Annotated in this window: 3 protein-coding genes; all 3 read right to left on the bottom strand. The window is 36.3% G+C overall.

Translation table 11 applies throughout. From position 1 onward, the window contains the following. The coding region (locus tag ABWO41_RS14540; RefSeq protein WP_353139555.1) for a hypothetical protein at positions 1-656 on the bottom strand (656 nt) is incomplete at its 3' end. Positions 657-674: 18 nt separating this feature from the next. Then, positions 675-2,267: a RagB/SusD family nutrient uptake outer membrane protein gene (locus ABWO41_RS14535; protein WP_353139552.1), complete on the bottom strand. Its 1,593-nt coding sequence runs from the start codon at positions 2,265-2,267 to the stop codon at positions 675-677. A gap of 13 nt (positions 2,268-2,280) precedes the next feature. Next, positions 2,281-5,493, bottom strand: coding sequence for a SusC/RagA family TonB-linked outer membrane protein (locus ABWO41_RS14530; RefSeq protein WP_353139549.1), 3,213 nt, complete (start codon positions 5,491-5,493; stop codon positions 2,281-2,283). Positions 5,494-5,853: the final 360 nt, after the last annotated feature.

Below are 5,853 nucleotides of genomic sequence, written 5' to 3'. Positions count from 1 at the left end.
TACAAAATAATTTGTACATTACCTGCTTCAGGCCTGTACGTGTAAGTATAATTTACATCGTAATTTTTTATATTATTTAAATTATCTATAGTGTGAACTACGGTAAATGGACCGGTAGAATCATCCAATATTTCAATTTTAACTATTCCATTTTCAGAGGATGCTTTCCCTTCTATTAATATTTTCTCATTGGCATCGGGTTCTTTACTAACAGGGAACTCAGAAAGGTGAGGCATATCCGGAGCAAAAGGGTTTATCGTCACTAAAGCTACATGACCGGCATTATTGAGACTTTTTACAACCATCTTTATGCCTTCGGCTGCAGACATATCTGCTTTCGCAAAAACCGAAGCTTCTATATTAAGGTTTAAATCATTGATATTATCTCCTTCTCCCGGTAAAAATATCCTGATTAAAGAATCGGGTTTATTTCCCCTGATAAGATAAGCATACACAGATTCCACACCAACGTCAGATTTTACATTTGCAGTAATAGTATTATCAGGAGTAAATTCTTTCGTTGCAATATTAAAACTGTATTCTTTACTCTCGATGCTTACATTGGCACCGGCTTGGGTATCATCCTTCTTGCAAGCACCTAATATAATTAGGCCAAATAAAAGGATGGACAATAATTTGATACGATTTTTTTTCATGTCTTTGATATTTAACTACTAATTATAACCATCATTCTGTCCAATATCTATCTGATCATTCTTATCTATTTCCTTTTGAGGAATAGGCAGTATCAACCTCTGAACTGTTACATTCGACTGTAAGGTGGCTAATGAGATTGGGGGTATAATCTCCGAATAATGGCTGTCAAACTCGTTAGCGAAATGTTGTTTAAGGATATTTGTAGCATCTGGTTGGCGAAGGATATCAAAATACCTCTGGTTTTCGAATGCCAGTTCTATACGTCTTTCATTCAGCAAGGCCTGTCTAAAAGTTTCTGCATCGGTTAAAGCAAAAGGGCCAGTTGCCGGATATTTGTAAAATTTAATGGTAAAATCGGTATTAGATCCGTAATCAAGAGCCCCTGCCCTTTCTCTTACTCTATTAATAAGTTGTACAGATTCTCCATTAGGACTACCATCATACCCCAATGCTTCGGCTTTCATTAACAAAACATCCGCAAAACGCAAAACAGGAAAATCATTTTCCGCATCATATCTTAATGCTACCTGAGAAAGGAATTTCTTGACATAAGGTTTCTCAGGAGTATAATTTGCAATAGTAACCTCTTTTCTTTTATCACCAGCTTTATAAATCAATTGGAAGTCATCTGTTGGGAAATTATAGCCGTTTCCGTCGTTATTTACTACTGCGTTACCGCTTCCTGTTGGAGCAAAAAGATTAGCAAAAGGAGACCCCATTCCAAAACCACCTCCTTTATATCTCACAGCAAAAAGTATCTCTTTATTCATCTCATTACTGATAGAAAATATATCAGCATAAGAATCCACCAGACCGTAACCGCTATTATTAATCACATCATTTAATAAAGTTATAGCTTCTGGCTTCCTGTCAAGTGTTAAATAAACTTTTGCCAATAATGTTTTAGATGCCCATACATTTGCCCTACCTAAATCTGCCGAAGTAATAGATGCAAATCCTCCTTGCGGGAAAACCTCATTGGCTTTTTTTAAATCAGCAATAATAAAATTGTAAATATCCTGTATAGAGCTTCTATACATCAATTTAGCCTGTTGCGGAGTAATGGGTTCAGAAATCAAAAATACACTACCATACAATCTCACCAGATTAAAATAATGATAAGCTCTTAAAAATAGAGCCTCGCCTAAAATTTTGTTCTTTTGGTCGGCATTCATTTGTGCTGTACCCTGGCCAACTATTATTTCATTATTCTCATATTTTGCTCCCAGACTCCTGAGTACATAATTTATCGCCCTTACATTGTTATAAGTGTCTAACCAGTAATCATAAACACGTTCATGAAAAGGATTAAGATTAAACATATCCAATGCATTTAATTCGGCATTGGTTACGTTGCTACTGTTTGGTACACCTTGTTTTGAGTTATCGCTTCTTAGCTCGGTAAATTGCCATTCGTTATATAAAGGCTTATGTAGACCACTATAACAACCGGTTAAAGCACTACTCACTTCCGTGAAATTTTTATAATATTCATCCGACCCTACATTAGAAATAGGCTCTAATTCAATTGTTTTTTGACAAGAACTCAATGAAATAACCGATGCTACAGCTATTAACACTTTTTTATGATGTCTTAATATATTCTTCATGTTCTTTCTCTGATTAAAAATTAATATCTAAACCAAAAGTGAAGGTTTGCATTAATGGAAATGCTCCTCTTTGATACCCGGTAATTAATGGAGATGCATATGCTCCGGATGTTACTCTTGCTTCCGGGTTAATACCACGATACCCTTTGCCTTTTAGATATAACAGGTTATCTGCCACAGCATATAATCTTACAGCTCCTAATCCTGTCTTCTTTAAAGCTGTTTTTGGCAGGGTATACCCCAATATCACGCTCCTCAGAGACATATAGGATGCATCTTCTAAGATGTAGTCAGAAACATTCCAATCTGCACCAGAGGTAAAATATGGCGTTTTACCATCACCGGGATACATTGCGCTTAACCAGCGGTCTTCTGAGTTGTATCTTTTATTGAAACGCTTTTGCTCGTTATAATTGGCATCTCCATTAATCAATTTACCACCCTGAGAACCTTGCAATAATACATTTAGGTCGAAGTTTTTATATTTAAAAGCATTGGAGAATCCCCACATAAAATCTGGAAAAGGATCTCCCAGCACTACCCTATCATCTGTATCAATTACATTATCTCCGTTAGTATCTGCATATCGTAGACCGCCTGGCACAAAAAAGTTGGTAATTTGTGTGGTTAATCCGTTGTCCCTGGCTTCCTGAATTTGTGCATCAGAAACCCATACTCCGTCGGTTTTATAGCCAAAAAACTGAATAGAAGGTTGTCCTACTATGGCTGCATACATCTCATTACGCTCGCCATAATTGTATTGATAAGCTTCACCGCCTAATTCTAACAACTCATTTTTATTTCTTGAAAAGTTGATAGCAGTTGTCCATTCAAAATTTTTGGTTTTGAAATTATTAGAGCTAAACTCTATTTCTATACCTTTATTTTTTACCTTTCCTATGTTATTGATAAACTGGTCTGAACCCGTAAATGCCATAGCGGCCTGGTTAAATAACAATTTATCAGTTATAGAGCGATAGTATTCTACAGAGACATTAAAGCGGTTTTGCAAAAATGCCATATCTAAACCTGTATTGGATTCAAATGTTCTCTCCCATGTAATTAATGGATTGGCTATGACAGATGAGTTTGGTGAAAGTCCCATATTAACAGAACCTGTACCTGGTCCAAAACTATAGTTTGCCGGATATAAAAGGTCTTGATAAGAAAAGCTCTCAATTCTATTGTTTCCCGTTGCGCCATAGCTGCTTCTCAATTTCAAAGTAGTCAACCAGCTTATGTCTTTCATAAAGGGCTCACTGCTTATATTCCACCCTGCCGACACTGAAGGGAAAAATCCATATTTTCTTCCTTTTGCGAAATAAGAGCTGCCATCAGTTCTGAAACTTGCGGTCAGCATATACTTACTGTTGTAATCGTAAGTAACCCGGCCTAAATAAGACATCAAACCAATTCTATCTTTCAAAGTAAAAGTTCTGCTTTGATCTATTTGTGCTGCTTGATTTAGGGTCTCAAAATTCTCTGTAGGAAAATTCAACCCCGCCATACTCGAATTTTCGATCCACGTCTGCTGAACGGTATAACCCAATAAGCCGGTGAAATTGTGTTTCTTTTTGGAGTATGCATAGTTTAGGGTATTTTCCCATAACAAATCTTTAAAATGCCTACCAGTTATGAGTGCCTGATTTACAGCACCATCTTGTCTGGCATTACTCTGTGTAAAAGTGGTATTCTCCTCGAAATTATAATAACCACCTAAAGATGTTTTAAAGATCAGTTTGGGAATAATTTCATAACTCAAATCACCAGATGAGATAATTCTATAAGAAGTTCTCGCTCTGGATTCTCTGCTTGCAATAGAAACCGGTGTGTTATTTTGTGTTCCAAATATGTTTATAGGCGTTGTATTTGAAGACCAGAAACTACCATCTGGCATATAGCCGCTATAAGTTAATCCATTGAAATGTCTTGCTTCTGCATAATCACCTGGTAATATATTTGCCCATTGCGGATTCTGTCTTACATAAGCTGCCGTAAACTCGTTGTGATATGCCGGCATAAAAGAATACCATCTGTAATAATCTGTAAAGTTAACAGCAGGCCTGTCGGTCTTAATATAAGACGGATTGAAATTGATATTAAATTTTAGTTTCTTAGTTAAGTTACCATCTACTTTCGCTTTAAAGGTTGTGCGATCGTTCTGGCTATATTTCATGATACCTTCATCCTTCTGGATACTTCCAGACAAATAATATCTTAAATCCTTTTTTCCTCCGGAAATTCCTAACTGAATATTATATATACCAGCATTATCGTTTAAAGCTAGATTCTGCCAATCTGTAGCACCACCGGTAATCTGATTTTCTACAATATACCCCGCTCTTTCGGACGTAAGAATCAGGTTTTTCCTATTTGCAGGAACAGACGGATCATTTTCTCTTAAAGCTGCTTCCCTATAAAGTTTGTCTACATACTCCGTCATAGTCATAATAGGATGCAGTTCGTATGGATTTTTTATACCATAATAGGTTTTTAATGTGATACGAGGTTTATCCGGCGTTCCCGATTTAGTTGTAACCAAAATAACTCCGTTTGCAGCTCTTGAACCATAAATAGAAGCTGAAGCGGCATCCTTTAACACTTCAATAGACTCAACATCCTGTGGGTTCACAAAAGAAAGTCCATCCGGAACAGGATAGCCATCCACTACTACCAGAGGAGACGAGTCGGCACTAATAGAATTAAAACCTCTTACTCTAACTACTGGCTCTGCTCCCGCCTCAGAAGTCACATTTTGAACGCTTACACCCGCTATCTTTCCTATTAAAGCATTGTCTAAGCGTGAAGTAGGGATTTCGTCCAGGTTTTTATTCTCCAGTTTACTTACTGCTGAGGTTATAGCCGATTTTTTCAGACTTCCATACCCAACAACTACCACTTCGTTCATAGCTGTAACCGCTTCTTCTAAAACTACATCTATATTGCCTCCCTTAGAAACTCCTACTGCTTTGGATTTAAAGCCCATGTAATTGAACAATAATATCTCTCCAACAGTAGCATTAATAGTAAATTCTCCATTTGGCCCTGTCTGCGTTCCTTGTTTAGTATCTTTTATAGATACTGAAACACCGGGCAGCGGTTCTCCACCCTCCGACTTAACTACGCCTTGAACTTTTACTTTACTTTGTGCAAATGCTAATTGGTTGTATAAAACGCAACAGACCAACATAAACACAAATCCTTTCACGTAAATTCTGAACTTCATAATTTTAGGTTGTTTGTTTAATTGGGATTATTTTCCTTCCTGTTTAATTGGCGAACCAAATAATTGGTTCACCAAAAATTGGTATACCAAATATATGGATTTATTTGATATTCCAAAAAATATTAACTGTTTATTTTAATATTCAATATTGTTGAAACTAAGGTAGGTGGACAGAAATAAAAAGAGGGAGGTATATTTTTAAAAAACTGTAGTAATATCTTTAAAACATACCAGAGAAAATCCTTGTTAAAGATTTTCCACTATTGAATACGAATATCCTTTCGACAGAATTGTCAGGGGATCTGATTGTAATGGGAATTATATTATTTTGCTAAATAATATAGGAAGCAGTAAACAAAA

Origin of the sequence: Pseudopedobacter sp., from assembly GCF_040392825.1 — a bacterium.
Taxonomy (GTDB): domain Bacteria; phylum Bacteroidota; class Bacteroidia; order Sphingobacteriales; family Sphingobacteriaceae; genus Pseudopedobacter.
The sequence above is the reverse complement of the archived record's forward strand: the minus strand, read 5'-3'. Positions and strand labels throughout refer to the sequence as shown.